This window comes from Marisediminitalea aggregata (assembly GCF_900129565.1).
Classification (GTDB): domain Bacteria; phylum Pseudomonadota; class Gammaproteobacteria; order Enterobacterales; family Alteromonadaceae; genus Alteromonas; species Alteromonas aggregata.
Genome location: NZ_FQWD01000003.1, coordinates 36,036 through 50,442, shown reverse-complemented (window position 1 = coordinate 50,442; position 14,407 = coordinate 36,036). Strand labels below are relative to the sequence as shown.

At 48.5% G+C, this 14,407-nt stretch carries 11 protein-coding genes; 8 read left to right on the top strand and 3 right to left on the bottom strand.

What is annotated here, in order from left to right; all coding sequences use genetic code 11:
• Positions 1-105 precede the first annotated feature (105 nt).
• Both BUB81_RS08270 and BUB81_RS08265 read left to right on the top strand, forming a co-directional pair.
• Positions 106-1,593: an MFS transporter gene (locus tag BUB81_RS08270; protein ID WP_073321278.1), complete on the top strand. Its 1,488-nt coding sequence runs from the start codon at positions 106-108 to the stop codon at positions 1,591-1,593.
• The gene (locus BUB81_RS08265) at positions 1,586-3,262 is read left to right on the top strand and encodes an alpha-amylase family glycosyl hydrolase (RefSeq protein ID WP_073321275.1); all 1,677 of its coding nucleotides are present in this window, start codon (positions 1,586-1,588) and stop codon (positions 3,260-3,262) included. Before BUB81_RS08270 ends, BUB81_RS08265 begins: the two co-directional genes overlap by 8 nt.
• A 63-nt stretch (positions 3,263-3,325) precedes the next feature.
• Here BUB81_RS08265 and BUB81_RS08260 read toward each other — a convergent pair whose 3' ends face one another.
• A complete protein-coding gene (locus tag BUB81_RS08260; protein ID WP_073321272.1) occupies positions 3,326-4,363 on the bottom strand; it encodes a LacI family DNA-binding transcriptional regulator in 1,038 nt (345 codons plus the stop codon).
• 206 nt (positions 4,364-4,569) lie between these two features.
• On the opposite strand from BUB81_RS08260, the gene glnS reads away from it, so the two are divergent.
• Entirely contained in the window at positions 4,570-6,237 is a 1,668-nt protein-coding gene (gene glnS, locus BUB81_RS08255) for a glutamine--tRNA ligase (RefSeq protein WP_073321268.1), read from the top strand.
• Positions 6,238-6,313: 76 nt separating this feature from the next.
• Here glnS and BUB81_RS08250 read toward each other — a convergent pair whose 3' ends face one another.
• Positions 6,314-7,057, bottom strand: coding sequence for a YciK family oxidoreductase (locus tag BUB81_RS08250; RefSeq protein WP_073321265.1), 744 nt, complete (start codon positions 7,055-7,057; stop codon positions 6,314-6,316).
• Positions 7,058-7,402: 345 nt separating this feature from the next.
• On the opposite strand from BUB81_RS08250, the gene BUB81_RS08245 reads away from it, so the two are divergent.
• The 5 genes from BUB81_RS08245 (at position 7,403) to BUB81_RS08225 (ending at position 13,277) form a co-directional block, all read left to right on the top strand.
• On the top strand, positions 7,403-9,976 hold the full coding sequence (locus BUB81_RS08245) for a VolA/Pla-1 family phospholipase (RefSeq protein ID WP_073321262.1): 2,574 nt from the start codon (positions 7,403-7,405) through the stop codon (positions 9,974-9,976).
• A gap of 137 nt (positions 9,977-10,113) precedes the next feature.
• Positions 10,114-11,136: a protease SohB gene (gene sohB / locus BUB81_RS08240; protein WP_073322750.1), complete on the top strand. Its 1,023-nt coding sequence runs from the start codon at positions 10,114-10,116 to the stop codon at positions 11,134-11,136.
• 3 nt (positions 11,137-11,139) lie between these two features.
• On the top strand, positions 11,140-11,781 hold the full coding sequence (locus tag BUB81_RS08235) for a TetR/AcrR family transcriptional regulator (RefSeq protein WP_073321259.1): 642 nt from the start codon (positions 11,140-11,142) through the stop codon (positions 11,779-11,781).
• On the top strand, positions 11,782-12,537 hold the full coding sequence (locus BUB81_RS08230) for a Nif3-like dinuclear metal center hexameric protein (protein ID WP_073321255.1): 756 nt from the start codon (positions 11,782-11,784) through the stop codon (positions 12,535-12,537).
• 8 nt (positions 12,538-12,545) lie between these two features.
• On the top strand, positions 12,546-13,277 hold the full coding sequence (locus BUB81_RS08225; RefSeq protein WP_073321251.1) for a methyltransferase domain-containing protein: 732 nt from the start codon (positions 12,546-12,548) through the stop codon (positions 13,275-13,277).
• A gap of 5 nt (positions 13,278-13,282) precedes the next feature.
• Here BUB81_RS08225 and BUB81_RS08220 read toward each other — a convergent pair whose 3' ends face one another.
• A complete protein-coding gene (locus BUB81_RS08220; RefSeq protein ID WP_073321249.1) occupies positions 13,283-14,317 on the bottom strand; it encodes a 2-hydroxyacid dehydrogenase in 1,035 nt (344 codons plus the stop codon).
• Positions 14,318-14,407: the final 90 nt, after the last annotated feature.

Below are 14,407 nucleotides of genomic sequence, written 5' to 3'. Positions count from 1 at the left end.
TCGGCTACAATTAACGATATTTTAACAGCCCGGGCAGGATTCCCGCGCCGACCATGATGGCATCTTCGCTGTGTCGGACGCCCGAAAATAATAAGAGTGTGCTATATGAGCAGTTCTACATCGACACATCAGCAACCTAATTTGTCGTTCTGGCAAATTTGGAATGTGAGTTTTGGGTTCTTAGGTGTGCAATTCGGATTTGCACTACAAAATGCCAATGTCAGTCGTATTTTGTCTGATCTTGGTGCGGATTTACATTCACTTTCGCTGTATTGGCTGGTTGCACCGATCATGGGTCTCATTGTTCAACCTTGGGTCGGCGCTGCTTCTGACCGTACCTGGGGTCGTCTGGGTCGGCGCCGTCCGTTTATTCTTGCCGGTGCGATTGCGGCAGCTATCGGCATGCTACTCATGCCAAATGCCCCCCTATTTGTGGCAATAATGGCGCCCATGCTGTTTGGCGCTATGATGCTGGCACTCATGGATGCCAGTTTTAATGTGTGCTTTCAGCCATTCCGTTCACTGGTGTCGGATATGGTACCCAATGGTCAGCGAAATGTTGGCTATTCGGTGCAATCGCTGCTCATTAACATCGGCGCTGTCATAGGGTCAATTTTACCGTTTGTTCTCACCAATGTGATTGGCCTGGAAAATACCGCTAAAGCTGGTGAAGTTGCGCCATCCGTTGTGTGGGCGTTTTACCTGGGCGCCACCGTTTTGCTTGGTTCTGTATTGTGGACTGTGTTTCGTACAAAGGAATACGCACCAGAAGACTACGCCCGTTATAAAGGCCTGGAGGACGAAGATACCCAGCCAAATAAAGCACCATTAGGCGAGCGTCTGTCGAATTTCTTCAAACTGGTAGCGAATATGCCCAGTACTATGAAGCAGTTGGCAGTAGTGCAATTCTTTTCCTGGTTTTCCCTATACATCATGTGGGTGTATACCACGCCGGCGATTACCCAGCATATTTGGGCAGTAGATAAAGTGTGGTTTGATCCTGCTTATCTGTCGACGGTGCAAATGGTCCCTCAGCACATTGCAGACGCGAAGGGGGCTGCGGGTGACTGGGTAGGGATTCTGTTTGCTGGCTACTCTGTGTTCGCCGCGTTATTTTCAATTGTGTTAGCACGACTGGCCGATCGTTTTGGACGAAAATTAGTCTACAGCCTGTCTTTAGCCGCAGGTGGCCTGGGTTATCTTAGTTTTTCTTTATTCCAGGATTTTAATCAGGTTTCAGTGAATCTCTTAATCACGGAAGTAACGGTTCCTGTGGGGGCTGTCAATCTTCTGATCCCGATGATTGGTGTGGGTATCGCCTGGGCTGCGATATTAGCGATGCCCTATGCCATGCTGGCAGGTAGCCTCCCTGCGAGACAAACCGGGGTATACATGGGCATATTTAACTACACAGTGGCAATGCCGCAAATTATTGCAGGTGTCAGCGCGGGTTGGATCCTGAGCAATGTATTCGCTAATGAAGCCATTTACATTATCATGGTCGCGGGTGGTTCAATGCTGGCTGGCGCCATAGCTGTTTATTTCGTAAATGAAAACAATCCGGTAGAACAGGAAGGAACTGTACATGCGTAAGTTGTTTACTCTGGGCGCTGTTGCCAGTGCTGTTATTCTTGGCGGTTGCCAAACAACAGATTCAACCGTGAATGCGCCGGTTGCTCATATATACGGCACGCAAGAACCGTTTGCCAAAGAAGCGGTGTACTTTGTGATGACGGACCGTTTTGTTGACGGTGACCCCCGCAACAACTTTGAACAGCAAGGTGGCGATCATCCGAGTTGGTCATTACGCCTTGAAGGGCCTGACGGCAAATTTGCTAACGCTGGTTACATGGGCGGAGATTTCAAGGGTATCCTGCAAAATATCGATTACATAAAGGACATGGGGTTTAGCGCTATCTGGATTACGCCTGTGTTGGATAACCCCGATCAAGGCTTTACTGGCGATGAACCTATCAGTTATGGCGGTATGTTTAAAGATGGCGGCAAATCCGGCTATCACGGCTACTGGGCTACCAATTTCTATAAGGCCGATGAGCATCTTGTGAGTGACGATCTGACCGTCTCAGATTTTACGTCAGCCATGCATGATGCCGGTTTTAAGGTTGTGTTTGATATTGTGGCCAATCACGGTACGCCGAGCTGGACAATGCCGGAGGACCAACCGGGCTATGGCGAACTGTACGACAAAGACGGTAATCTGGTTGCTGACCATATGAATTTGCCGCCAGAATCATTGGACCCGGAGAACGAGCCACTCCATCGCTTTTTTCATCCGTATCCCGATTTAGTTAAGTTGTCCAATTTGAACGAGCACCATCCGGACGTACAGGAATATTTGATCAACAGTTACTTATACTGGATAGAGCAGGGGGCTGATGCGTTCAGAATAGATACTATTCGCCATGTATCACACGATTTTTGGCGAACTATGTCGGATCGCATTCGCGCTGAACACCCGGGCTTTTACATGTTTGGCGAAAGCTTCCAGTACGACGCCAATTTTATTGCGCAGCACACACAGCCTAAAAACGGCGGGATTTCGGTATTGGATTTTCCGATGCAAAAAGCCATGGTATCGGTTTTTGAAAATGCAGACAGTGATTTTGCGACGCTGGCAGATACGCTTTACTTAACACACGGTCCTTATCACAACCCGTATGAGCTGACGACATTTTACGACAACCATGATATGGCCAGAATGAATGCCAGCGACGAGGGATTTATCGACGCCCACAACTGGTTGTTTACCGCAAGAGGTATTCCCGTGGTGTATCAGGGATCTGAGTTTGGCTATATGCGCGGTACGTCTGAGCACCAGGGGAACCGGAATTATATCGGACAGGCGCGATTAGACGCTGCTGTGTCACATCCTATTCGCAGCAAACTGTCACAGATCGCAAGTATCCGCCAGGCTTTGCCGGCGCTGCAGCGAGGATTGCAATACAATGTGCGTTTGGCTGGTCACGAGGCTGTGTTTTTCCGGGTTGTACAGGATGACGATGCACAACAAACGGCTCTGGTTATGCTCAACAAAAGCGACAGCCCGTTAGTCATGGTCGCTGACACCTATGTCGAGCCGGGTAAGTGGAAAGAGTGGGTAACGGGTGAGGACGTAACCATTTCTGAGCAGGGTATTACGGCAACCGTTCCTGCACACGGTGTACGTGTATTTGTAAAGAATGGCACGCTTCAGTCAGCTGATTTTGAGCAAGCCTTACTGACGCAAATGGCTCGTCAATAAACATGCGCTTTTGAGTGTTGAGCAGTGTTATAAAAACGGCCAGTGTAGACTGGCCGTTTTTGATTACTCATTAGATTCACAACCACAGGATTGCCGGACAATGAGCGTTGCTGGCATGAGATAGTCGGTTGTTTGTTCGCCCTCAATGGCCCGCAACAGGTTTTCAACCAGGGCCTCGCCTGCCTGAATCGTATTTTGTTGAACCGTAGTCAGACTCGGTGTGGTAAACGCCGATAATTGAATATTGTCAAAGCCCACAACGGCAACATCTGCCGGTACTTGAACGCCGGCAGCTTTGAGTGTCTTTAATACCCCAACTGCGATGATATCTGCCGCACATACTATAGCATCTGGCAGGGGAGTGTGTCGCTCGAGCAGTTGTTGAGCCGCATCAATACCTGCAGACTCCGCCGATATGGCATCAATCTGCACACTGGCGACGGAAGTCCCTGAATGCTGCTCAAGTGCCTGCAAATACCCTTCATAACGGGCCTGAAATTCCGGCGCTTTGTCACCCACGTCGCCAATGAAGGCGAAGTTGCCCTGGCGCAAGGATAACACGTGCTCGGTAACGTCTTTACCGCCCTGAAAGTTGTCACAACCAATAGAAATACCCGGATATTCCGCCACCGGGGCACCCCAACGCATGATGTGGGTGCCTTGTTCCTGCAACTGAGTCAATTTGCCTTCATAAGAACGGTAGTCGCCATAGCCCAGTAAGATAATGCCGTCAGCTTTGTGAGAGTCTTCAAACTCAGCATGCCAGTCGCTGTCCAGATTCTGAAAGGACACCAACAAATCGTAGCCTCGACTGGCGCTGGCTTTGGTAATGCTGCCTAGCATCGACAAAAAGAACGGATTAATCATGGAGTCATCAGACGTTGGGTCCTCAAACAACAGCAGTGCAATGGTACTGCTACGCTGGCGGCGAAGATTGCTGGCGTTTTTGTCGACCTTGTAATTCAATTGGCGTGCAATTTCCTGCACCTTACGTCGCGTTTCGATGTTCACCAACGGGCTGTCGTTTAACGCTCGGGAAACGGTGGATTGCGAGACGCCGGCCATGTGGGCAATATCGAAAGAGGTGGCTTTGTTTTTCATGCTTTAGAGTAATTTATTGTTGACGAAAACAGGGTTCTACCAGGCAGTATAGATGAATTCATCCGGATGGGAAATTGGTGTGTTCCGCAAAAATAATAAACGTGGTTTGCAACCCTAAGACAATGATATACTCGCCTGATATGGCGTGAATAACACATCATCACGTATCCGACAGTCAATTAAAAATAAAATAAGGGGCATAGCGAATGGCCGAGACTGAACACCGTCCGACCAATTTTATCCGCCAAATCATCGATAAAGACCTAGCGAGTGGACTACACTCAACCGTTAAAACGCGCTTTCCGCCTGAGCCTAACGGTTTTCTTCACATTGGTCACGCAAAGTCTATCTGCCTGAATTTTGGTATCGCACAGGATTATCAGGGAACGTGCAATCTGCGTTTTGATGACACGAACCCGGCAAAAGAAGACATTGAATACGTTAACTCCATTCAGGAAGACGTGCGCTGGTTAGGTTTCCAGTGGGATGGCGATGCCCGTTACTCATCAAACTATTTCGACCAGTTACATGCCTACGCGCTTGAACTGATTGAGAAAGGGCTGGCGTATGTTGATTTCAGTACTCAGGAAGCCATGCGCGAGATGCGCGGTACGCTGACTGAGCCAGGTAAAAATAGTCCGTATCGCGATACCAGTGTAGACACTAACATTGCGGAATTCGCGAAAATGACAGCGGGTGAATACGCCGAAGGTCATTGTTGTTTGCGGGCAAAAATCGATATGGCATCGCCGTTCATGTGTATGCGTGACCCGGTGATTTACCGCATTAAGTTCGCTCACCATCATCAAACCGGTGAGAAATGGTGTGTGTATCCGATGTACGATTTTACCCACTGTATTTCGGATGCGATTGAGGGCATTACGCACTCACTGTGTACACTGGAATTCCAGGACAACCGTCGGCTGTATGACTGGGTTATCGAGAATATCTCTATCGACTGTACCCCGCGTCAGTATGAATTTTCGCGACTGAACCTGGAATACACGGTACTGAGCAAACGCCGTCTGATCCAATTGGTTGAAGAAAAGCACGTATCCGGGTGGGATGACCCTCGTATGCCTACTGTTGCTGGCTTGCGCCGCAGAGGCTATACACCGGCATCTGTCCGTGAGTTTTGTAAGCGCATTGGTGTAACCAAAATGGATAACATGGTCGAAATGGGCATGTTAGAGGCGTGTATTCGCGACGACCTGAACGTCAACGCACCGCGTGCCATGGCGGTATTGAATCCTATCAAACTGGTCATAGAAAATTATCCGGAAGGCGAGCAGGAAACACTGATTGCGCCAAATCACCCGAGTGACGAGTCTATGGGTACCCGCGAGCTGAGTTTTGGTCGTGAAGTGTGGATCGAAGCAGACGATTTCCGTGAATCGGCAAATAAGAAGTTCAAACGTCTTGTGCTCGATAAAGAAGTCCGCTTACGTAATGCTTATGTCGTGAAAGCCAACCGTGTTGAGAAAGACGAGCAGGGTAATGTCACAACGGTATATTGTACCTATGATGCCGATACGCTGGGCAAGGATCCGGCCGACGGACGCAAAGTAAAAGGCGTTATTCACTGGGTAGATGTTGCCACTGGCGAATCGGCACAGTTCCGTTTGTATGACCGCTTGTTTAACGTGCCGAATCCAGCCGCAGAAGAGAATTTTGCTGAAGCGATAAATCCGGACAGTTTGCAGGTAAAACAGGGTTGGGCTGAGCCAGGGTTAGCAAATCGAATTCCTGAGATTGGTGCCTGGCAGTTTGAACGAACAGGTTACTTCTGTTTGGATAAAGACAGCACTGATAGCCAGTTGGTGTTCAATCAAACTGTGGGATTGCGTGATACCTGGGCCAAGATTGGCGAATAGGTCATTAAATATTAGCAAATAAAAGTAAAGCCACCGAGAGGTGGCTTTATTGTATTCAACGAGTAGTCAAAAAGGCTTATTTAGGCTGACAGTCCAGAGACTGGCCGTTTATCTCTACACTATCGTTACCCATCAGATAAAGGTATAGCGGCATAATCTCAGCGGGCGTTTTCAGGGTGTCTGGTTGTTCTGCCGGGAACGCCGATGCTCGCATAGCCGTGCGGGTTGCGCCAGGGTTGATGCAATTGAAACGGATGTTGCTGTTTTTATACTCGTCAGCCAGTACTTCCATCATACCTTCGGTGGCAAATTTAGACACAGAGTAGGTACCCCAGAAGGCCCGGCCTTTTCTGCCAACCGATGAGCTGGTTAACACAACAGAAGCTTGCTCTGCTTTTGCCAGAACGGGCAGTAGCGCCTGTAGTAAATAAACACTGCTGTTGAGGTTTACCTGCATGACTTTCTGCCACTCTTCAGGCGAAATATCGACAAATCGACTTAAGTGGCCCAAGGCACCCGCGTTTACTAGCACACCATCAAGTTTACCAAACTGTTCACTAATGGTATCAGCCATGCCTTTATAATGGTCCGGCATCGCGCCTTGTAAATCCAACGGCACAATAGCAGGTTCTGCATCACCGTTTGTGACTATCTCATCGTATACAGCTTCGAGTTTACTTACCGTTCTGCCTAACAAAATACACGTTGCGCCATGAGATGCGAAGGTGAGAGCGGCTTGCTTGCCAATGCCGTCACCGGCTCCTGTAATGAGGATAACTTTTTGTTTAAGAAGATCGTGTGGGGCGTGATAATCGTTCATTAATTTAGATACCTGCTAAACTTGCTTGAGGGCGATATGCGAGCTTGCCCTAATTAGGAATAGATAATGGGCAGTGATAATACAAATATCCTGAATCAAGTAAACCTATTCTTGTTGAGTTGTTTTGCAGAATCCTTAAAATGCTCGCAAAATCAGTCAGGTAGAATATTGCCTTACAAAAAGTTAACAAAATTTTGCAAAATTTCGATAAAGAAAATAATATGGTCAATAACAACTGGTCGTACATGTTCGATTTTTAGACTATGATCAAGGTATTAGGCCTTAGTAGTAAAGTCAGACACGCATAAGCCAGGATAACAATAATCCGTTTTGTAGGGAGAAATAATGAAAAAACTAATTCTTAGCACCAGTGTGGCCTTGGCACTGGGGTTAACGGGCTGCGGCGGTGGAAAGTCAATTGATGACATCAATAGTAGTACAGATGAAGTTACCCCCTTTTCTCGCGTTGTATTTGACCCGGCCAACGGCAACCTGAATGTGCCAAATGACCTTCTCATGCTCCCTGGTGACGACGGTTTCTTCGATTACACGCTTAACATTCCGGTAGCCGATCCAACAGATTTTGGTGACCCGCAAGCGGCGCTCAATGTGCTGGATGGCTGGTCAATTCAGCACCCTTTCACTATCAGTGTCGATATGGCACCCGGCGAATCTCTTGATCCGTCGTCGCTATCAGCGGGTGTACATTTGTTTGAAGCTGTCTTAGGTTTGGACCAAAGCGATCCTGATTGTGCAGCGTCAGCCATTCCATCATCAGGCTGTAAGTTGGGCGATCAACTTACCTATGGTGTTGATTTTGTGCTGTCGTTGGTGGATGACAGCACAATCAGTGTTGTTCCTTTGAAACCATTAAAGCCAGCGACAGGTCATATGCTGGTGATGACAACGGGTTTGAAAGACTCGTCCGGCAAATCTGTTCAGGGGTCTACCACCTGGGATTTGGTTCGTCAGGATATCAATACCAAACCATTGGCGACAGAGTCTCAGCTTCAACTTCAAACTATTGTTAACTCTTATGTCAATCCGCTGCTAAGCGCAGGCTTCGAGCGTGACGAAATTACCTATGTGTCTGCATTCACCACACAGTCAACCACTGACGTGCTGGGAACAGTGAAACAATTACTGGTTGCGCCTGTTGTCGCGGCGTTGCAAACGGATCCTTCAACCGTTGGCCAGGCGTTACCTGTTATCGTGGTTCAGGATGCAATGGGTCCTGACAACGCGATGGAAGCATTAAATCTTGTAAGTGATACTACGCTTGCTGGTGCAGTAGAACTGGCTAAATCAGGTCAGTCTGCTCAGGTGCAAGCGGCTATCGATGCAACTGATTTTTCATTACTGCAAACCTGTGATGGTCTGTTAGGCACCGCTTCTGGTCAGCTCAGCGCTTACTGGGGAGCAATGAACTCTGTTGCTGTGGGTCTGTCTTCGAACATTCTTCCGCAAGTTGGTGCATTCTGTGCCGCAGAGCGCTACAGCGGTACTATCAGTCTGCCTTACTACCTGGGTGTGCCTTCAATGACAAACCCAATGGCACCGGTAAATGACTTCTGGCATGCAGCGTGTGACAGCGGCATTGTGTTAGCTGGCTTATCTGACGAAGTAAAAGCAGTTGCGACTCCAGGTCCTAACTACACACTGTGTAGCAGTGTTGGTTTGGCTGACTTACGTGTGAATGGCGAAATGATTGATAGTAAACGCAATCTGACCCGTTTTAGTCCGATTCCGCAAGCTACGGTTGCAGATAACAGCCTCGAAGTGCAGGTTACAGTGCCTGATCCTGTTGTTGCAACGGCGCTGGGATATCCTATCTCCAAGCCTGAAGCAGGGTGGCCACTTGCTATTCTGGTACACGGTATCACTGGTACTAAAGAACAGATGATGGCCATCAGCGGTACGTTATCATTGCACGGCGTAGCGACTATCGCGATTGACCATCCGCTGCATGGCAGCCGTGGTTTCGACCTTGACATGGACGGTACTGACGACATCAATGCCAGCACTGTTTCGCCTACGCATTACATGAACCTGGCATCGTTGCCAACCGCGCGTGATAACCTGCGCCAAAGTGTTGCCGACCTGTTAGGTCTGCGTTTAGGTATCAATGCTATTGTCGATATGTCGACTACCGGCAACGTCGATATCGACACGACTAACGTGTCAATGATGGGCGTTTCATTGGGTGCGATTACCGGCGCGAATTTCTCGGCACTGGCAAATAGCACGCTGGGTAACGCTGCGCTGGACGGTATGTTTGCAATTAAAGCTGCATCATTAGAGTCTCCAGCCAGTGGTATTGGTAATTTCTTACTTGAGTCGCCTGACTTTGGCCCGCTGATCAAAGCACTTCTGATGTTGCAAACATCTGAAGAGTTCCAGACTTTTGTAGCGTCATACTACGGTGAGAACCCAACTGAAGCGCAACTGCGTGAGGCAGCAACTAACTTCTTTGCTGCCTTAAACGATGAGCAATTGGCAGAGATCAACAGCGTGTTTGCTGAGTTTGGTTTTGCTGCGCAAACCATTTTGGATGCTGGTGACCCAACTGCCTATGCTGAACTGTTAGGCAGCAATACGCCAGTTCACTTTATGACAGTAGTGGGTGACGGCGGTGACAACCTGCCTGACCAGGTAAACCCTGTGGTCACTTCTCTGCCATTATCTGGCCAGAACCCAATGGCTGCGATGATAGGGTTAGACCAGGTTACGTCTACTGTTTCTTCTGAAACGGGCACAGTAAGTGGTCAGGTGCGTTTCAACAACGGTGCACATGCGTCGAGCCTGAGCCCGGCAGCAAGTGCAGCGGTAACTCGTGAAATGCAGTTGCAGGTGTCAGGTTTTATCAAATCTGAAGCCATGGCGATTCCGGTTACTGATACTTCTGTTATTGCCAACTAAGCACAATTTGTAACTATGCAATGAGGCCAGCAAATGCTGGCCTTATTTTTTTGTGTCGCCCAATGTCGTCAGTGTGTCTAATCACTGGTATTATTTGCCTGATAAGCTCACGCAAAAGAATGAAAACAGAGGCATTTGTGGAATTTTTATACGACTACGGACTATTTTTAGCGAAAGCGGTAACGCTGGTCGCTGCCATTGTATTAGTGTTGGCTGCCATCGCCGGTATTGCGGCTAAGCAAAAACAAGGGAAAGGCCATTTAGAAATCACGTCCATTTCCGATCAGCTCAAGGACATCACCGATTACGCGCGCCAGGTTATTCTCGATAAAGCCAGCCTGAAAAAGCTTGCTAAAGCACAGAAGAAAGAACAAAAGCAGGAAAAAACTGCCAAAGAAAACGAGTCAGGCCGACTGTTCGTTATCGACTTCAAAGGGTCTATGGATGCCCATGAAGTGGATCGTCTGCGTGAAGAAGTCACGGCTGTGTTGTGCATTGCCGAAAAACAAGATGAAGTACTGGTAAAAATTGAAAGCGGCGGCGGCGTGGTGCATGGCTACGGACTGGCGGCAGCGCAGTTACAGCGTATTAAAGACAAAGGTCTCAAACTTACCGTATCGGTAGATAAAGTTGCTGCTAGCGGAGGTTATATGATGGCCTGTGTTGCCGATAAGCTGCTAGCCAGCCAGTTCGCTATTATCGGTTCTATCGGCGTGCTAGCGCAATTGCCAAATTTCCACAAATTACTTAAGAAAAACGACATTGAATTTGAGCAGCATACCGCTGGTGAGTTTAAGCGAACGCTGACAGTGTTTGGCGAAAACACCGATGAGGGCCGTGAAAAGTTTCAGCAGGAACTGGAAGCTGTGCACGTCATGTTTAAAAGCTGGGTAAGTGAGAATCGTACTTCACTGGATATCGCGAAAGTGGCTACTGGTGAGTACTGGTATGGCTCACAGGCACTAGAGCTCGGACTGATTGACCAAATTGGTACATCTGACGACTACATCATGAGTGTCTTTCCTGAGCGTGATATTTACGCAGTGAAATACGCTGTGAAGAAAAACGTAGCCGAAAAACTCGGTATGTCGTTCGCGCAAGGCACAGAGCGGGCCCTTATGCGTGTTGTTAATACTTTACCTGAGTGGTTCAAGCGGTAATTCATGAGTAAGCAAACCAAAGCGCGGATCATCGATGCTGCAGAGGCCTTGTTCGCAGAACAAGGCTACGGTCAGACGTCTATGCGTGAAATCACCTCGAAGGCGAACGTTAACCTGGCCTCGGTGAATTACCATTTTGGTAGCAAGAAAAACCTGATTCAAGCGGTGCTTAAACGCTATTTCGATGTGTTAATGCCGCAAGTTGATGACATGCTGGAAACGCTCATTCCGTCGCAGGGACGAAAAGGGGTAGACCAGTTGCTTCAGGGACTAGCGTTACCCTTGTTACACCTGAATGCAGTTCAACCTAATGGCACCGAGATTTTCGTGCAGTTACTTGGCAAAGGTTACACCGAATCTCAGGGGCACTTACGCAAATTCATTCTGGGCAATTATGGCGAAACCATTGAAGGTTTGCTCAGTATGTTGCGAATAGCTTTACCAGCTATTCCGGCAGATGAGTTATTCTGGCGGTTGCACTTTGCTATTGGGAGTTTCGTGTTTTCAATGGCGTCAAGTCAGGCGTTGAAGGACATTGCCAAAGCTGATTATCAGCAGGATATTGAAATTCAGGATGTTATCGCGCACCTGGTGCCGTTTGTGGCGCAAGGGATCAGTGCGGAAGGGTATGCCCGGGAGTTATAAGTGATTCAACGTCAACAGCTACTCAGTTATCTTAATCAGGAATTAAACGTTGCCGCCATCAAGGATTACTGCCCCAATGGATTGCAAGTGGAAGGCAGCGATACAATACAGCATATTGTCACGGGCGTGACAGCATCACAGCGATTAATCGATGCTGCGATTGAAAAAGGGGCCGATACCTTGCTGGTTCATCATGGGTACTTCTGGAAAGGGGAAGAGCCAACGGTGACTGGCATGAAGCGACGCCGGCTTGGCAGTCTTATTCAGCACAATATTAATTTAATTGCCTATCATCTGCCAATCGATGTGCATCCGGTATGGGGTAACAACGCCCAATTAGGTGCGCTAATGGGCTGCAGTGATATCACAGCAGTCAACGGGATTGCGCCGGAAGGGGTAGTCATGCAGGGCAGTGTAGACACAACGTTTACTGATCTGGTGATAACCATTGAGCGCGCGCTCGGCAGGCCGTGTGTTGCAACTGAGTCGGCACAGCAAGACGCAGTAACGCGGGTAGCCTGGTGCACTGGCGGTGGCCAGAGCTTCATCGAGCAGGCTGCAACAGCGGGCGCAGAGGTTTTCATTACCGGGGAAGTGTCTGAACAAACCATCCATATTGCCCGGGAAATGAATATTGGTTTTATTGCTGCCGGGCATCATGCTACTGAGCGCTACGGCGTAAAAGCGGTCGGTGAACATCTGGCGAATGAATTCGGTTTGTCAGTCGATTTCATTGATATCGACAACCCGGCGTAGGACAACTCGTGCAGGATCAGTCATTTGATGGCATCGCCGGGAAATTTGCTAAAAATATCTACGGCACAAGCAAGGGCGCATTACGGCATCAGTTGCTCTGTGACGCGCTGGATGAACTATTACCGGCGGGCAAACTGAATATTATCGAGCTGGGGGGCGGTACAGGTGTTATGTCGTCTTACCTGGCAAATAAAGGTCATACACTTACCCTTACTGATATTTCTGCTGATATTTTGTCTATGGCCGAGGTACCTCCGTCAGTGGTGACTTATCAGGCAGATTTGCAGAGCGTTGCAAATTTAGCAGACTTCGACATTGTGTTGTGCCACGCGGTCCTTGAGTGGCTCGCCGATCCCAAAGAAGCATTGGCCCATATGGCGAAAAATATGCGCCGTGGAAGTTGGTTAAGCTTAACGTTTTTTAACAGAGACGCGGCGTTGTTTGGCAATGCGGTTTACGGCAACTTTGACTACATTGCTCGCGGTATGAAAGTCAAAAAGCAAGTCAGGCTGAACCCTAAGCAACCTTTGTCTGTTGCACAAGTCACCGAATGGGTTGAAGAGCTGGGCTTTGAGATTGCAGCATCTCGCGGTATCCGATGCTTTCATGACTATTTACGCGACCCGAAAAAAGCCAGCGAGGACTATGAGTCGCTGCTGGCTTTAGAGCGTCAGTACAATCAACAGGCGCCGTTCAAATGGCTTGGCAAATACTTTCACTTGTGGCTACGTGTGACCTGATGAAGTCAGGGGATAATTAAAAAGCGCGTTTCTGTTGCGGCCTCGTTTGCAAAAGGTTGTTTGAACCCGTTGCTAAATCCAATCATATTTTCCAGCGTGACTTCCGCGATCTGGCCCAATGCTTCAACCGTAAAAAAGCCCTGATGGCCAGTAATTAACACATTGTGAAACGTCGCTAGCCGCTCGAAAACGTCATCCTGAATAATTTCACTGGAGTGATCCCGGAAAAACAGCTCGGATTCCATTTCGTAGACATCCAGGCCCAGGTAACCGAGTTTGTGTGTCTTCAGCGCGTTTATTACTGCTCTGCTGTCGATCAAACCGCCGCGAGACGTATTAATCAGCATTACGCCATCTCGCATGCTTTCAAGGGTTTGTTGATTGATAAGGTGGTGACTGTCTTCATTAAGTGGACAATGCAGGCTAATAATATGACTGGTGCTCAATAACGTTGACAAATCCGTATATTCTGCCCCCAGTGCCTTTAAGCCATCATTGGGGTAGGGGTCATAGCATAGGATTCGGCAACCAAAGCCAGAAAGCAATCTCACTAATGCAGCCCCAATATGACCGGTGCCTACCACGCCCACGGTTTTGTCATGCAGGGTGAAACCGAGCAAACCATTTAAATCAAAATTTCCGTCGCGCACGCGGTTGTACGCCTTGTGTGTTTTTCGATTGAGGGTCATGATCAGCGCCAGAGCATGTTCGGCTACGGCTTCAGGCGAATAGGCTGGCACTCGCGATACCGCCATACCCAACTGCTTCGCACAGTCGATATCGACATTGTTATAGCCGGCACATCGCATAGCAATGTGCTTTACCCCAGACGCATGTAATTGCGTGAGGATTGCTTCGTCAAGCTGGTCGTTTACAAACGCACAAACGGTGTCAAAACCCTGGCATAACGAGATCGTTTTAGCGTTCAGTGGAATATCAAAGTGGCTCAATTTAATGTTTGCGTGCAATGGGTGTGCGGCAAACGAGGTCTTATCGTAGGCCTGGGTACTGAACATGGCGACATTAGGGGTAGATTGCATGCCAATCCTCCGTGAGTAAGTGCAATAACGAATAAATATCAGTGTAATCGGCGCTTACCGGCAATACCAGTAGATTAAAGCAAGCGGCAA

Bases quoted from the DNA above. Each gene is read 5' to 3' on its own strand.
- BUB81_RS08270 (WP_073321278.1), top strand. From the start codon at position 106: ATGAGCAGTTCTACATCGACACATCAGCAACCTAATTTGTCGTTCTGG.
- BUB81_RS08265 (WP_073321275.1), top strand. From the start codon at position 1,586: ATGCGTAAGTTGTTTACTCTGGGCGCTGTTGCCAGTGCTGTTATTCTT.
- BUB81_RS08260 (WP_073321272.1), bottom strand. From the start codon at position 4,363: ATGAAAAACAAAGCCACCTCTTTCGATATTGCCCACATGGCCGGCGTC.
- glnS (WP_073321268.1), top strand. From the start codon at position 4,570: ATGGCCGAGACTGAACACCGTCCGACCAATTTTATCCGCCAAATCATC.
- BUB81_RS08250 (WP_073321265.1), bottom strand. From the start codon at position 7,057: ATGAACGATTATCACGCCCCACACGATCTTCTTAAACAAAAAGTTATC.
- BUB81_RS08245 (WP_073321262.1), top strand. From the start codon at position 7,403: ATGAAAAAACTAATTCTTAGCACCAGTGTGGCCTTGGCACTGGGGTTA.
- BUB81_RS08235 (WP_073321259.1), top strand. From the start codon at position 11,140: ATGAGTAAGCAAACCAAAGCGCGGATCATCGATGCTGCAGAGGCCTTG.
- BUB81_RS08220 (WP_073321249.1), bottom strand. From the start codon at position 14,317: ATGCAATCTACCCCTAATGTCGCCATGTTCAGTACCCAGGCCTACGAT.